This is a genomic window from Enterobacter sp. JJBC (assembly GCF_036936505.1).
Lineage (GTDB): Bacteria > Pseudomonadota > Gammaproteobacteria > Enterobacterales > Enterobacteriaceae > Enterobacter > Enterobacter hormaechei_C.
Window position 1 is genome coordinate 2,294,696 of sequence record NZ_CP136935.1, and the last position, 14,986, is coordinate 2,309,681.

Below are 14,986 nucleotides of genomic sequence, written 5' to 3' on the forward strand. Positions count from 1 at the left end.
TTACCCCTGCGCCACGAGAATGAGCGCGGCGATGATAAATCCCAGCGCAATAATGCGTTTTGTATCGATCCTGCGGTGCGGCGTACCCAGCAGGCCATAGTGGTCAATAATCAGGCTTTTAAAAACCTGGCCTGCCAGAATGCCGATCATCGTCATGGCAATGCCGATCGCAGGCGTGGCAATGGTGAGAATGATGACATAAATCGGGCCGAGCACGCCGCCTAACAGGTGCCATGAAGGCTGCGCAAAAAATGAGGGACTGTTGCGGGGGCTGAAAAACAGCATCAGCAGAAACGTTAGCCCCGTTCCCACGCTAAATATGCTGAACGCCGCCCACAGGTCGCCCACCTCTGCGCCCAGCGGCCCCAGCAGCCCGGCTTCCACGGACAGCCCCATGCCACCGGCAATCACCAGTAAAATTAAAATAATGTGCATAACGCTTTTTCTCCTTTTTCCAGGCGGAGAAGATTACGTCTGAACATCATTGAGAAAAATGCCATAATGCAGGAAACACCTGTGCAGGAAATGCATTAATGATGGATGCCGGACATATCAGCATTCGCGCGCTGCTGATCTTCATCGACGTTTATGAAACGCAGAATTTCTCCGTGGTGGCGAGGCGGGAAGGGATTTCTGCGTCGCAGGTCTCACGCGTGATCCACCAGCTTGAGGACGCCCTCGGGCAACAGCTTTTCTACCGCAACACGCGGGCGATTATGCCCACAGAGAGCGGGCATCTTTTTGTGCGCTATGCCAGGGCGATGGCCGGGAATATGGAGGACGCGCGACGCGAGCTGGATGAACGCGCCCGCGAGCCGTCGGGCACGCTGCGTATCAATGGCCCGGTCTTTTTCGGACAGAGGCACATCGCGCCGGGCCTGCCGGGGCTTCTGGCGCGTTACCCGCGCCTCTCCATTGAACTGACCCTCACCGACGATTTTATCGATCCGCACCGTGACGCCGCGGACGTTATCTTCCGCATCGGCGCGCTGACGGACTCCTCGTTTCACGCCCGGGTGTTCGGGCAGCAGTTCTACCATCTGGCGGCCTCGCCGGACTATCTGCAAAAACATGGCGCGCCCGAGGGGCCGGACGATCTCAGCCGTCACCACTGTCTGGTTTACCGCGGCTCGTCCGGGCCTAACCGCTGGCTGATCCGACAGCCGGGCGAGGCGTGGGTTCACTATCCCATCGTACCGCTGATGACTTCCAATAACGCGGAAACGCTCCTGATTGCGGCGCTGGGCGGTATGGGCGTTGTGCTTTTCCCGGACTGGATGGTGAGCGAACGACTCAAAAGCGGTGAGCTGGTGGCACTGCTGCCGGAAATGGAGTGTTCAATTAATACGGAGCCATTGACGATTGCGGCGATTTACCCGAACGCGCGTCATCCGCCCCTGAACGTCAGGGCGGTGATTGATTACTATATTGAGCGATTCGGTACGCCGCTGTACTGGCAAACCTGAAGATTAGCGGGCAAGCTCGCGACGGATAATGTCAGCCCCGGCGCTTAACGCCTTCAGCTTACCGTTGGCGACCTGGCGGGAAAGGGGAGCCATACCGCAGTTGGTGGACGGATAGAGCTTATCTGCATCAACAAACTGCAACGCCTTGCGCAGCGTATCGGCGACCTCTTCAGGCGTTTCGATGGTCTGGGTGGCGACGTCAATTGCCCCGACCATCACTTTTTTACCACGGATAAGCTCCAGCAGATCCATCGGCACGCGCGAGTTGTGGCACTCCAGCGAGATAATATCGATCTTTGAGGTCTGCAACTTTGGAAACGCCTCTTCATACTGGCGCCACTCGGAGCCGAGCGTCTTTTTCCAGTCCGTATTGGCTTTGATGCCGTACCCGTAACAGATATGTACCCCGGTTTCGCATTTCAGTCCTTCAATGGCGCGCTCCAGCGCGGCAATGCCCCAGTCATTCACCTCGTCGAAAAAGACGTTAAAGGCAGGTTCATCGAACTGAATAATGTCGACACCGGCCGCCTCCAGCTCGCGGGCTTCCTGATTAAGGATTTTTGCGAACTCCCAGGCCAGCTTTTCACGGCTTTTATAGTGAGCATCGTATAGCGTGTCGATCATGGTCATCGGGCCGGGCAGCGCCCACTTGATCGGCTTGTCCGTCAGCTGGCGCAGGTATTTCGCGTCGTCAACAAACACCGGTTTCTGACGCGCCACCGCGTCTACCACGGTCGGCACGCTCGCATCGTAACGGTTACGGATGCGTACCGTCTGACGGTTCTCAAAATCCACGCCGCTGAGATGTTCAATAAAGGTGGTGACGAAATGCTGGCGAGTTTGTTCCCCGTCGCTGACGATATCAATCCCGGCGCGAATCTGTTCATCCAGAGACAAACGCAGCGCATCCTGTTTCCCTGCAAGTAATTCCTCGTCCTGGAGTTTCCACGGCGACCAGAGCGTTTCCGGCTGCGCAAGCCAGGTGGGTTTCGGCAGGCTGCCAGCCGTCGATGTCGGGAGCAATGTTTTCATGAGAAGAACCTTTTATCCGTATTAAATGAAAGCGTGAAGTGATGAGACCACTGCTCAAGAAGGGTTTTGTAGGGTTTGATAAACCGCTCTTCGGTATATTTCCCCTGTTCAATGGCCAGCCGGCTGCGCTCTTCACGGTCATAGACGATTTTTGTTAATGAGTGATCCTGCTGATTCAGGTCGGGCTGATAGCACTGTCCCGCAGCGGAATTGGCATTGTAAATTTCCGGTCGATAGATCTTCTGGAACGTCTCCATGGTGCTGATGGTGCCGATCAGCTCCAGATTGGTGTAATCACGCAGTAAATCGCCGGTGAAGAAGAAGGCGAAAGGCGCGACGCTGTTTTCCGGCATGAAGTAGCGAACCTTCAGGCCCATCTTCGCGAAGTACTGTTCCGTTAGCGACTCGCCGTCCGGCTGGTACTCATACCCCAGCACCGGGTGGTGGTTACCGGTACGACGATAGGTGTCTTTGCTGGAGACGCTCAGGCAGATCACCGGCGCTTTTTTGAAGTTCGCCTGATATTCCGCAGAATGAACGAAGCTTTTAAAGATATTGCCGTGCAGCTCGCCAAAATTCTCGGGGAGGGTGAAACGGGGTTGATCTTTATTATGCTCCAGCAGCAGGACGCTGAAATCATAGTCACGAACATACGATGAGAAGTTATTCCCGACGATGCCTTTGATGCGCTCGTGGGTCATTTTATCCACAATCGTCGTTTGCAGAATTTCGATGGCCGGGAAAGTAAAATCGCCGCCGATATTCATATCGACTGAAATAATCTCCAGCTCGACGGCATAGCGGTCCGCCTTTGGGTTATCCCAGCTCGCCAGCGCGTTAAAGCGGTTGTTGATCATCACCAGCGTGTTGCGCAGGTTCTCCTGACGCTTCTCGCCACGCGCCAGGTTGGCGAAGTTGGTGGTGGTACGCGTGTTTTCTGACGGGTTATAATTTTCATCAAAGCAACTGCGCTTAAGGGTAAATGTGAAAGCCTGACTCATTTGGTTATGCATCCTAAGTTCATGTTGCCGGAACGTTATCAATGCATAATTTATGCCTGAGCCACTGGCGCAGGGGAAGTGACTTAATTTCACTGCGTCATGAGGGTTCTTCATGAACTGCGCGATTCAGGTATAATCCCCCGACATTTCCAACCGGTTTAAACGAACATGACAAAACTCACCCTGCAAGAGCAGATGCTGAAAGCGGGCTTGGTCAGCAGTAAAAAAATGGCGAAGGTTCAGCGCACGGCGAAAAAATCCCGCGTCCAGGCTCGCGAGGCGAGAGAAGCCGTTGAAGAGAATAAGAAAGCGCAGCTTGAGCGTGATAAGCAGCTGAGCGAACAGCAAAAACAGGCGGTGCTGGCAAAAGAGTTCAGGGCGCAGGTGAAGCAGCTGATTGAGATGAACCGCATCACCGTGGCGAAGGGCAACATTACCTTTAACTTTACCGACGGCAACCTGATCAAAAAAATCGAGGTCGATAAGCAGACGCAAACCCAGCTGATCAACGGCCGTCTGGCGATTGCCCGACTGGTGATTAATGCGAAGGGCGACTGTGATTACGCAATTATCCCGGCGGTGGTGGCGGATAAAATTGCCCAACGCGATGCGGACAGCATTGTGCTTAACAGCGCGCTGAGTCAGGAAGAGCAGGACGAAGACGATCCGTACGCAGACTTTAAAATCCCTGACGATTTAATGTGGTAATCCCCGCTCAGAATGGCGCGGCGTGACAGGCGTTTATCGTCTCGCCGCTCAGCGGATGAATAAAATTCAGAACGCTGGCATGCAGCATCAGCCGGGGCGTTTCTTCCGCGCCCGGCCATTCCAGACCACCATACAGATCGCACCCCAGAATCGGGTGGCCTAACTGCTGGCAGTGAATGCGCAGCTGGTGGGTGCGCCCGGTCTCCGGGGTAAGCTCTACCCGCGTCAATGGCATTGTCGTATCCTGATAAATACGTTCCATCACCCGATAGCGAGAGCGAGCGGGCTTACCGGTGCGGGCACAGATCGTCATCAGCGGAAACAGTGCCGGATCTTTGGCAATCGGGGCATCCACGGTCCCTTCGTCCTGTTCCACATGTCCGCACAACAGGGCGGTGTAAACCTTGCTCACGGCGCGCTGGCTGAACTGGTGACAAAGCGCGGCGTTAATCGCCTTGTTACGCGCAATGACCATCAGGCCCGAGGTGCCAAAATCAAGGCGATGCACCAGCGTGCAGCCAGGAAAGGTTTGCACCAGACGATGGTGAACGGAATCACGGTTTTGCGGATTTTTCCCCGACAGGCTGAGCAGACCGGAAGGTTTGTTGATCAGCAGCAGATGCTCGTCCTGCCAGAGGATCTCAATGTCGTCGTGACAGGGTGGTGCAATAAACGTATCGATAATGACAGACATCAGGCCGCCGGGCTGGAGAGTGGGTGCGGATGATAACGAAATATGCAGGAAAAGAAAAACCCTCCCACCGGGCGGTGAGAGGGGGAGATCTTAGGCAGCGACCAGGCTGTCGATAGCGGCTTTCGCGTCGGACTGCGCTTTGGTAGCCACTTCTGGGCCGTAAGCGATACCTTCAGCGAACACAAAGTTCACGTCGGTAATGCCGATGAAGCCGAGGAACAGCGTCATGTACGGCGCCACCAGGTCGGTTGGGGTATCTTTGTGAATACCGCCGCGGCTGGTCAGGACGATAGCGCGTTTACCTTTTACCAGACCTTCCGGGCCGTTCTCGGTGTAACGGAAGGTTACGCCAGCGCGCGCCACCAGGTCGAAGTAGTTCTTCAGCTGGGTAGGAATGTTGAAGTTGTACATTGGGGCGTTGATCACGATAACGTCGTGCGCCTGCAACTCAGCAATCAGCTCGTCGGAGAGCGTCAGGGCTTCCTGCTGACGCGGGGTAAGAGGCGCATCGCTCGGACGCAGCGCGCCAACCAGCTCGCCGTCCAGCACAGGAATTGGGTTTGCCGCCAGGTCACGCACGGTGATTTCATCCGCGCTGTGCTGTACACGCCACTGTTCAACGAAATAGTCAGACAGCTGACCAGACTGTGAATACCCTGCCAGAATACTGGATTTCAACACTAATACTTTGCTCATGGGAAATTCCTGTTTTGTATTTGATTGAGGGGGTTGCCCCGTTGCTTGTTGACACTTTATTCACAATCCTGCCACAGGGATAGCGCAATATATCGAAGCCTATGTTCGAATTTTTTGAATAAGGCGAGAAAAGCGCTGATGTGGTACTCTATAGCAATCATTAAAAAGAGATTTTATCCGGCAGTGCACTGCCCGTTAACGCTATGACAGAACACCAAAAATTGACCTTCTCCATGCTGATGCAAAAGCTTGATTCACTGATGCTGCGCGATAAACAGCGGTTTGCGCGCCGTCTGCACGGCGTTAAGAAGGTTAAAAATCCTGATGCACAACAGGCCATTTACCAGGAAATGGCCAAAGAGATTGAACAGGCGGCAGGGAAAGTTGTGCTGCGTGAAGCCGCACGCCCGGAGATTACCTATCCGGAAAACCTGCCCGTCAGCCAGAAGAAACAGGACATTCTTGAGGCCGTACGCGACCACCAGGTGGTGATCGTCGCGGGGGAAACCGGTTCAGGTAAAACCACTCAGCTGCCGAAAATCTGCATGGAGCTGGGCCGCGGGTTGAATGGGCTGATCGGTCACACCCAGCCGCGTCGTCTGGCGGCGCGCACCGTGGCGAACCGTATTGCGGAAGAGCTGCAAACGGAGCCGGGCGGCTGCATCGGCTACAAGGTGCGATTCAGCGACCACGTCAGCGATAACACCATGGTTAAGCTGATGACAGACGGTATCCTGCTGGCGGAAATCCAGCAGGATCGTCTGCTGATGCAGTACGACACCATCATCATCGATGAAGCGCACGAGCGCAGCCTGAACATCGACTTCCTGCTCGGCTACCTGAAAGAGCTGCTGCCCCGGCGTCCGGATCTGAAAATCATCATCACCTCTGCGACCATTGACCCGGAGCGTTTCTCAAAACATTTCAACAATGCGCCGATCATTGAAGTCTCAGGCCGAACCTACCCGGTTGAAGTGCGCTATCGCCCGATTGTGGAAGAGGCGGACGATACCGAGCGCGATCAGCTTCAGGCCATCTTCGATGCCGTCGACGAGCTGGGCAACGAGAGTTCTGGCGACATTCTGATCTTCATGAGCGGCGAGCGCGAGATCCGCGATACCGCCGATGCGCTCAGCAAACGCGATCTGCGCCATACCGAGATCCTGCCGCTGTACGCGCGCCTGTCGAACAGTGAGCAGAACCGCGTGTTCCAGCCGCACAGCGGACGCCGCATCGTGCTGGCGACCAACGTGGCCGAAACCTCGCTCACCGTGCCGGGCATTAAATACGTGATCGACCCGGGTACGGCGCGCATCAGCCGCTACAGCTACCGAACCAAAGTTCAGCGCCTGCCGATTGAGCCGGTTTCCCAGGCGTCGGCTAATCAGCGTAAGGGCCGCTGCGGCCGCGTGTCGGAAGGGATCTGTATTCGTCTTTATTCGGAAGACGATTTCCTGTCGCGCCCGGAGTTTACCGATCCGGAAATTCTGCGGACCAACCTGGCATCCGTTATCCTGCAAATGACCGCGCTGGGGCTGGGCGATATCGCCGCCTTCCCGTTTGTGGAAGCGCCGGATAAACGCAATATTCAGGACGGGGTGCGCCTGCTGGAAGAGCTGGGGGCCATCACCACCGACGAGCAGGCGACGGCCTACAAGCTAACGCCATTGGGCCGCCAGCTTAGCCAGTTGCCGGTCGACCCGCGTCTGGCGCGCATGGTGCTGGAGGCGCAAAAACACGGCTGCGTGCGCGAGGCGATGATCATCACCTCGGCGCTCTCCATTCAGGATCCGCGCGAGCGCCCAATGGACAAGCAGCAGGCGTCGGATGAAAAACACCGTCGCTTCCACGATAAAGAGTCTGATTTCCTGGCCTTTGTGAATCTGTGGAACTACCTGGGCGAGCAGCAAAAAACGCTCTCTTCAAATCAGTTCCGCCGTCAGTGCCGGGTGGATTTCCTCAACTACCTGCGCGTGCGCGAGTGGCAGGATATCTACACCCAACTGCGCCAGGTGGTAAAAGAGCTGGGCATTCCGGTCAACAGTGAACCGGCGGAGTACCGCGAAATTCATATCGCCTTGCTGACCGGCCTGCTGTCCCATATCGGGATGAAGGATGCGGATAAACAGGAATTTACCGGCGCACGCAACGCGCGTTTCTCCATCTTCCCGGGCTCCGGTTTGTTCAAGAAACCGCCGAAGTGGACCATGGTCGCCGAGCTGGTGGAAACCAGCCGTCTGTGGGGGCGTATCGCCGCGCGTATCGATCCGGAGTGGGTTGAGCCGGTGGCGCAGCACCTGCTGAAACGCTCATACAGCGAGCCGCACTGGGAGCGCGGGCAGGGCGCGGTGATGGCGACGGAAAAAGTCACCGTCTACGGCCTGCCGGTGGTGGCCGCGCGTAAGGTTAACTACAGCCAGATCGATCCGGCGCTGAGTCGCGAGCTGTTTATCCGCCATGCGCTGGTGGAGGGCGACTGGCAGACGCGTCATGCGTTCTTCCGCGAAAATCTCAAGCTGCGTGCCGAGGTGGAAGAGCTTGAGCACAAGTCCCGCCGCCGCGACATTCTGGTGGACGACGAGACGCTGTTTGAGTTTTACGACCAGCGCATCAGCCACGATGTGATCTCGGCGCGCCATTTCGACAGCTGGTGGAAGAAAGCCAGCAAAGAGACCCCGGACCTGCTCAACTTTGAAAAGAGCATGCTGATCAAAGAGGGCGCGGAGTCGGTCAGCAAGCTCGACTACCCGAACTTCTGGCATCAGGGCAACCTCAAGCTGCGTCTGACCTATCAGTTTGAGCCAGGGGCCGACGCGGACGGCGTGACCGTTCATATTCCGCTGCCGCTGTTAAACCAGGTCGACGAGAGCGGGTTTGAGTGGCAAATTCCCGGCCTGCGCCGCGAGCTTGTCATTGCATTAATCAAATCCCTGCCTAAACCGGTGCGGCGTAACTTTGTGCCGGCGCCGAACTACGCCGAAGCGTTTTTGGGCCGCGTCACGCCGCTGGAGCTGCCGCTGCTGGACGCGCTGGAGCGTGAGTTCCGACGCATGACCGGGACCACCATCGACCGCGACGACTGGAACTGGGATCAGGTGCCCGATCACCTGAAAATCACCTTCCGCGTGGTGGACGATAAAAACAAAAAGCTGCTGGAAGGCCGCTCGCTTTCGGAACTGAAGGACGCCCTGAAGGGCAAAGTGCAGGAAACCCTGTCTGCCGTGGCGGACGACGGTATCGAGCAGAGCGGGCTGCACATCTGGAGCTTTGGTCAGCTTCCGGAAAGCTATGAGCAGAAGCGCGGGAACTATAAGGTCAAAGCCTGGCCCGCGCTGGTTGATGAGCGCGACAGCGTGGCGATTAAGCTCTTTGACAATCCGCAAGAACAACAGCAGATGATGTGGCGCGGGCTGCGTCGACTGCTTCTGCTTAACATCCCGTCGCCGATTAAGTATCTGCACGAGAAGCTGCCGAACAAAGCCAAGCTGGGGCTCTACTTTAACCCGTACGGTAAGGTGCTGGATCTGATCGACGACTGCATCTCCTGCGGTGTGGATAAGCTGATCCACGAGGCGGGCGGTCCGGTCTGGACGGAAGAGGGCTTTGCTCAGCTTCATGAAAAGGTGCGCGCGGAGCTGAACGACACCGTGGTGGAGATTGCCAAACAGGTCGAGCAGATCCTTACCGCCGTGTTCAATATCAACAAGCGCCTGAAGGGGCGGGTGGATATGACCATGGCCCTGGGGCTGTCGGACGTCAAGGCGCAGATGGCGGGGCTGGTGTATAGGGGCTTTGTCACCGGCAACGGCTTTAAGCGTCTGGGCGATACGCTGCGTTATTTGCAGGCGATTGAGAAGCGTCTGGAGAAAATGGCGGTCGATCCGCATCGCGATCGCGCGCAGATGCTGAAAGTCGAAAACGTGCAGCAGGCGTGGCAGCAGTGGCTCAACAAACTGCCGCCAGCGCGTCGCGATGACGACGACGTGCGGGAGATCCGCTGGATGATCGAGGAGCTGCGCGTCAGCTTCTTTGCCCAGCAGCTCGGTACGCCGTATCCGATTTCGGATAAGCGTATCTTGCAGGCGATGGAGCAGATCTCCGGCTAAAACCGTTGCCCGGTGGCGCTGCGCTTACCGGGCCTACGGGAGAGCATGTGGGCCGGGTAAGGCGCAGCGCCACCCGGCATGTTTTCACGCACTGCTCCAACCGCCGCCCAGCGCTTTATACAAATCAATTTGCGCCAGCAACAGGTTGTTTTTCACCTGTACCACGCTGGTCTGCACCGAGAACAGCGTGCGCTGCGCATCGAGCACATCCAGATAAGAAGAGTACCCGTTGCGGTAGCGGTTTTGCGCAATCCGCAGCGTCTCCTGCGCGACCGCCTGCTGTGCCAGCAGCTCGGTAAGCTGTTCCTGATAGCGGGTGATGGCATCAAGGCTGTCATTCACCTCAGCAAACGCGTTACGCACGGTTTTTTCGTAGCTATACAGAGCCTGATTCCGCTGGGACTGGGAGATATCCACCTGCGCATTCAGCGCCTGACGGTTCAGCAGCGGCGCAAGAATACTGCCGCCCACGCTCCAGAGCTGTAGGGGGTTATCCAGCAATCCCGACAGCGTGCGATCCTGCACCGATCCCGTGGCCGTGAGGTTGATCGACGGCAGCAGGCTGGCGCGCGATGCCGCCAGCGTCGCGTCTGCCGCAATCAGCTGACGTTCCGCCTGAACGATATCCGGGCGCCGGTTGAGTAGTGTCGACGGCAGCTGGGAGGGCAGTTTCAGCGGCGTCAGGGCATCAAAGCTTTCACCGCGCGCAACGTCACCCGGGTTGCTGCCCAGCAGCAGGCTAAGCGCATTTTCCTGCTGTGCAATCTGGTGCTGAAGCAGTGGAACCTGGGCGCGGGTGGCGCGCAGCTCAGAATCCGATTGCATCAGCTCAAGGCGAGAGCTGTATCCCGTCTCAAATTGTCGTTTGGCGAGATTGAACGCCTCTTCACGCGACTTCAGCGTGGATTGGGTAACGCGAAGCTGTTCATCCAGCGACAGCAGGGTGACATACCCGGAGGCCACCGATGATGCGACGGTAAGATCAGCCGCCGCTGCCGCCGCCTTTTGTGCCTCCAGCGATGCTTCAGCGGCACGGGAGGTGCTACGGTTTACGCCCCAGATATCCACGTCGTAGCTGGCGGTCAGGCTGCCTTTGTACAACGTACCGTATACCGGAAGCCCCGTGGCGGCGGACTGCGAGCGCGCACGCGTCCCGGTCACGCCCGCGTCAAGCGACGGGAACAGACTGCCGTCGGCGGCGAACACCCGGGCCTGGTACTCGTTAATCCGCTCGCGTGCAATCAGCACGTCGCTGTTGTTCTTCAGCGCCTGATCCACATAGCGGTTCAGATTGCTGTCGTGAAAATTTCGCCACCAGAGCTGCTCTGTCGGGCTGGCTGGCCCCGACGTCGCGCGCCACTGGGCCGGTATGTGCAGGGACGATTTGGCGGGCTCAACGTCAACCGACTGGCATCCCGCCAGGATAGCCATCATCAGCAGGCCGGCTATCGGGCGAAGCGTCATTGTTTCGCCTCCCGCGTGTCGATGGTCACCTGCACCGACATGCCAGGGCGCAGCAGCCGGTACGCCTCCGGCTCACCGAGTACTTCAATGCGTACCGGGATGCGCTGGGCGATTTTAACAAAGTTGCCCGTGGCGTTATCCGGGGTGATAGCGCTGAACTCGACGCCTGTGGCCGGGGATATGCTCTCCACGCGGCCCTGATAGGCTTTATCGTTTAAGGCATCGACGGTGAATTTCACCGGCTGTCCGACGCGTAAATTCGCCAGCTGCGTCTCTTTGATATTGGCGATCACCCAGTGCTGCGGCGGGACCAGCGTGGTAAGGTGCGTCCCGGCGGCGACGTACGCCCCCAGACGCACTGCAATCTGCCCGAGCTGACCATCACGCGGCGCGACAATCCGGGTGTTTTGCAGATCGATCTGCGCCAGCTCCAGCGCGGCTTTTGCATTCTCAACGTCGGCCTCCAGCGAGCCGCGATTGACGATAACCGTTTGTAAATCCTGACGCGACATCTCAAGCGTTGCTTTCGCCTGGTCGATATCGGCGCTCCCCTGGGCGGCACTGGCCAGTGCCGAATCGCGCTCGCGAATGGAAAGGGAGCCGTCCGCGGTCAGCTCTTTCACGCGTTTCAAATCCGCCTGGGTTTTCAGACTTTGGGCACGGGCGTTTTTCAGCGCCGCCTCGTTTTTGGCAATCACCGCTTCCGCACTTCTGCGCTGTTGCAGGTTGTTATTAAGAGCTGCAATTTTCATTGCCAGCTGCGCCTCGGCCTGATGGACGCGCTGGCGATAGATACGGTCATCTATCTGCAACAGCAGCTCGCCTTTTTTAACCTGCGCGAAATCCTGAACATGGACCTCGGTAATGTAGCCGTTTACCTGAGGACTGATGAACGTAGTCTGGCCGCGCACGTAGGCGTTATCGGTAAACTGGGCATGACGCGTGAACGGGGGCAGCTGCCAGGCATAAAGGATCACCAGTACCCCGACAATGCCGATAGCCGCGGCGGTGAAAATGGACACGACGCGCACGTTTTTACGGGTGTTGGCCTGCTCTTTGGCGGCATCCTGCTGACTCATAACCTCTCCTGAAAAATAGTCATTACTTGTTGCCAGTGGCGTTCTTAAGGGCCATACGGGCGGTGATGCGCAGGCGCAGCAAGCGCCATAAAATCCAGACCAGCGTGGCAGTGGCAATGCTCGCCGTCAGGAGATAAGTATCGTTGTAAGCCAGAATATTTGCCTCAAGCGCCGTCACCGTCTGGAGCTGGGTAATGGCCTGGGTTCCCAGCAGGGAACTGTCGCCAATCAGGCTTTTGTACATCTGGGTGTAAAGCTGAATACGTTCGTTCACCAGCGGGTTAAGGGTGGTGAGCTGGTCAGCCAGCAGGCTGGAATGGTACTTCTCGCGCCAGGTCTGGAAGGTGCCGAGGATCGCGGAACCCAGCAGGCCCCCAAGGTTCTGACTCATGCCAAACATCACGGAAAAGCTGACCAGGTTGCGCGGGTCGGCGATCACCCCGCCAATGGCGGCCAGCATCGCAGGCGCGAGGAAGAAAGCGCTGCCGAAGCCCAGCAGGAACTGGCTGAAAATAAGCTGATCCGGCCGGGTCAGGTTGTTGGACTGGCTGTCCAGCAGCGAGGCGACGATCATCAGCACCAGCGAGGTGATTATCGGCCAGGCCAGTTTAGTGGGCTTAATCGTCAGACAGCTGGTGACGATACCGCAGACGATCCCGGCGAAAATAGCCCACGCCAGATGGGTCATCTGTTCATTCTGTAGGCCCACATATTGCAGCCAGCCGATGACGCCCGTGTTCTGCTCCGCCAGTACGATGCGGATCAGCAGCATAATCAGCCCCAGGCGTACGATGCTGCCGCTGGACAGCCAACGGGTATTAAGCAGCGGGTTGCTGCGGTTATGTTCAAACACGATCGCAGAGACAATCAGCACCAGCGAGAGGGCCAGCGCCCAGCCGATCCACGGCGCTTCAAACCACCAGTCCAGACGCCCTAACGAAAGAACCGCGCACAGTAGCGCCATGCCGGGCGCAAGCAAAAAGAAGGTGATGAAATCTTTCTTCTCGAAGACTTTGCGCCGATCGCCCGGCGGCAGCTTTAGCACCATCACGCAGGCCAGGGAGATCAGGGCCAGACCCAGCTCGAAGAAGTACAGCCCGCGCCACTCATCAAGCTGTAACAGCTCGGTGGAGAACAGCCGCGCCAGCGGGATCGCCAGCGACGACCCGGTAATGCCAATGGTCAGCGCCTTCAGTCGATGCTTCGCGGGCCAGGCCTGGATCTGGTAATAAATGCCGAGCGAGCTGAGCGCGGCGGCGACCATCCCGTGTGCCGCCCTTACCATCAGCGCCGAGCTAAGATCGTTCACAAACAGGTGGAAAAAGGTGACCAGCACATACAGCACCAGGAAGCCTTCCGTAAAGGCGCGCAAACCGTACTGCTGGCGAAACTTTACCAGCAGCAGGTTGATGGAAACGTTGGTCATGACATAGACGGCAGGCAACCAGGCGATTTCAGTCGACCAGGCGCCAAAAGTGCCTTGCAGATTTTGCAGATTAGCGGTGACGACCGCGTTACCCAGCGCCCCGGTCAGACATACCAGCAGGCCGACCACGCCATAGGCGATCCGTTTTGGGGTTGGATGTTCCGGGGTGGAAGGGGAACCCAGCAGGGCGGGTTTCTCGTGTGGCTGCCACTCGCGAGGAGCATAAGGGTCGCGTTGGGGCAGGCGCATAACGTGGTTTACCTTTCAAAATGTTGAATTGTGAGCGGGCTAATGATTCTAAGGCTGACGCAAATCATAATTCAAGTGAATACGATTTTCTCAAGTTAATCAAATGTGAGTGCTTTTTGAGAACGTTCCAGCCCGTTTTTTCAGCATTCATGCCATAGCATGACGCGCAGAAAGGGGGATAATCGATGACTCTGTATGCTGTAAGGAGGTAACGATGACAATGGCACTTTTCCCCTGTCTGCCTGGCCCAACCCTCGACGCCGTGAATACCGTTGGGGCGTGGCTTGCTCAGGACGACTATCAGGACAATCAGCCCGTTGATCTGGTGATTCTGGCGGGTAATGCGGTGATCCCCGCGATTGATGCTGCCTGTAAAAACGCGGCTGAACAGGGTGTTCCTCTGATCATCAGCGGCGGGATCGGTCACTCGACGACCTTCCTCTACGCCGCGATTGCGAAACACCCCCGCTATAACAGGATACCCACCACCGGGCGGGCTGAGGCAGCTATTCTGGCCGACATCGCCCGTGAATTCTGGAACATTCCGGCTGAGCATCTTCACGTTGAGGATCAGTCGACCAACTGTGGTGAAAACGCCCGCTTCAGCCGGGCGTTGATGAAACAATCCGGACTGAACGCCGCCCGGGTGCTGGTGGTGCAAGACCCGACGATGCAGCGGCGCACAATGGCTACGTTTGCCCGCGTATGCCGCGACGAGGCCGCAGCGCCCGCATGGGTGAGTCATCCCGGCCTGACGCCCGTGCTGCAAAACAGCGACGACGGTCTGGTGTTTAGCGGCCCGGTCGAGGGGTTATGGCCGGTAGAACGTTACCTGTCGCTGGTGCTGGGTGAATTTCCGCGACTCAGGGACGACATCAACGGCTACGGTCCGGCGGGACGTGATTTCATTGCCCATGTCGATATCCCTGCCGACGTGGACGCCGCGTGGCAGATCCTGCGAAACGACGTCATTCTCACCGACGCGCTGGTGAGCCGTTCTCTGCTGTAATGCTCTTGCCCGTTTGCGCCATCTTTTACGCAAACGGGCAGCCTTTGTTGCCGATT

12 protein-coding genes are annotated in these 14,986 nt (G+C 57.5%); 4 read left to right on the forward strand and 8 right to left on the reverse strand.

Annotation, left to right across the window (positions count from 1 at the left end):
- Positions 1–435 (reverse strand): DMT family transporter, encoded by a 435-nt coding sequence (locus RY075_RS11205; protein WP_338628601.1) that lies wholly within the window; start codon positions 433–435, stop codon positions 1–3.
- A 98-nt stretch (positions 436–533) separates the two neighbouring features.
- Between RY075_RS11205 and RY075_RS11210 the strand changes: the two genes are divergently transcribed.
- Positions 534–1,466 carry a LysR family transcriptional regulator gene (locus RY075_RS11210; protein ID WP_023303693.1) on the forward strand — a complete coding sequence of 311 codons (933 nt, stop codon included), beginning with the start codon at positions 534–536 and terminating at the stop codon, positions 1,464–1,466.
- Positions 1,467–1,469: 3 nt separating this feature from the next.
- Here the strand turns inward: RY075_RS11210 and RY075_RS11215 are convergent, their stop codons facing one another.
- Positions 1,470–2,498, reverse strand: a complete 1,029-nt coding sequence (locus RY075_RS11215) for a methionine synthase (RefSeq protein WP_096947162.1) — start codon at positions 2,496–2,498, stop codon at positions 1,470–1,472.
- Entirely contained in the window at positions 2,495–3,499 is a 1,005-nt protein-coding gene (locus RY075_RS11220) for a DUF1852 domain-containing protein (protein WP_061856177.1), read from the reverse strand. The genes RY075_RS11215 and RY075_RS11220 overlap by 4 nt, the downstream gene beginning before the upstream one ends.
- 168 nt (positions 3,500–3,667) lie before the next feature.
- On the opposite strand from RY075_RS11220, the gene RY075_RS11225 reads away from it, so the two are divergent.
- Positions 3,668–4,207: a DUF2058 domain-containing protein gene (locus RY075_RS11225; protein ID WP_003857300.1), complete on the forward strand. Its 540-nt coding sequence runs from the start codon at positions 3,668–3,670 to the stop codon at positions 4,205–4,207.
- A 7-nt stretch (positions 4,208–4,214) separates the two neighbouring features.
- On the opposite strand, the gene RY075_RS11230 is transcribed toward RY075_RS11225, so the two are convergent.
- Together RY075_RS11230 and azoR are read right to left on the reverse strand one after the other, a co-directional pair.
- Positions 4,215–4,901: an RluA family pseudouridine synthase gene (locus tag RY075_RS11230; protein WP_045336212.1), complete on the reverse strand. Its 687-nt coding sequence runs from the start codon at positions 4,899–4,901 to the stop codon at positions 4,215–4,217.
- 90 nt (positions 4,902–4,991) lie between these two features.
- Entirely contained in the window at positions 4,992–5,597 is a 606-nt protein-coding gene (azoR, locus tag RY075_RS11235) for an FMN-dependent NADH-azoreductase (RefSeq protein WP_302378253.1), read from the reverse strand.
- Between the two features lie 203 nt (positions 5,598–5,800).
- Here azoR and hrpA point away from each other — a divergent pair, with 203 nt between their 5' ends.
- On the forward strand, positions 5,801–9,703 hold the full coding sequence (gene hrpA / locus RY075_RS11240) for an ATP-dependent RNA helicase HrpA (RefSeq protein WP_045336214.1): 3,903 nt from the start codon (positions 5,801–5,803) through the stop codon (positions 9,701–9,703).
- An 84-nt stretch (positions 9,704–9,787) separates the two neighbouring features.
- Here the strand turns inward: hrpA and RY075_RS11245 are convergent, their stop codons facing one another.
- From RY075_RS11245 to RY075_RS11255, 3 genes are read right to left on the reverse strand one after another with little or no spacing between them, the layout of a single operon-like run.
- On the reverse strand, positions 9,788–11,167 hold the full coding sequence (locus RY075_RS11245) for an efflux transporter outer membrane subunit (protein WP_023324614.1): 1,380 nt from the start codon (positions 11,165–11,167) through the stop codon (positions 9,788–9,790).
- Positions 11,164–12,246: an HlyD family secretion protein gene (locus RY075_RS11250; protein WP_003857294.1), complete on the reverse strand. Its 1,083-nt coding sequence runs from the start codon at positions 12,244–12,246 to the stop codon at positions 11,164–11,166. The genes RY075_RS11245 and RY075_RS11250 overlap by 4 nt, the downstream gene beginning before the upstream one ends.
- Before the next feature lie 22 nt (positions 12,247–12,268).
- Positions 12,269–13,915, reverse strand: a complete 1,647-nt coding sequence (locus RY075_RS11255) for an MFS transporter (RefSeq protein WP_086532031.1) — start codon at positions 13,913–13,915, stop codon at positions 12,269–12,271.
- A 220-nt stretch (positions 13,916–14,135) separates the two neighbouring features.
- Between RY075_RS11255 and RY075_RS11260 the strand changes: the two genes are divergently transcribed.
- Positions 14,136–14,930 carry a YdcF family protein gene (locus RY075_RS11260; RefSeq protein ID WP_072268200.1) on the forward strand — a complete coding sequence of 265 codons (795 nt, stop codon included), beginning with the start codon at positions 14,136–14,138 and terminating at the stop codon, positions 14,928–14,930.
- Positions 14,931–14,986 lie beyond the last annotated feature (56 nt).